Here is a 259-nt window from a genome sequence, read left to right as displayed (position 1 = left end):
CTGATACGGCAATTGAGTATTCGCCATCGCGGTTAGTAGCAAAGTTAACACCGCTTGCTAGTGCACGCGCAATAACGTCGGCTTTGCTATCGCTTACTACCGTTAGGGTATCAAACCAGGTGTTGTGTTTAAGGCTCACGCCTTTAGCTTGTAAGCCTGCAGCTAAAATATCGGCAAAGCGATGAATACGCTGAGCAATAGTTTTTAAGCCTTGTGGGCCATGGTACACAGCGTAAAACGCTGCCATGTTGGCAAGTAA

Annotated in this window: 1 protein-coding gene; it reads right to left on the bottom strand. The window is 47.1% G+C overall.

The features are described from left to right. A partial coding sequence (locus AAEY78_RS13775) for a hypothetical protein (protein ID WP_352339920.1) occupies nt 1–229 on the bottom strand: 229 nt, incomplete at its 3' end. Between the last annotated feature and the right edge of the window lie 30 nt (nt 230–259).

It is taken from the genome of Psychrobacter sp. 16-MNA-CIBAN-0192, assembly GCF_040309565.1.
Classification (GTDB): domain Bacteria; phylum Pseudomonadota; class Gammaproteobacteria; order Pseudomonadales; family Moraxellaceae; genus Psychrobacter.
This window is presented reverse-complemented; position numbering and strand designations above follow the sequence as displayed.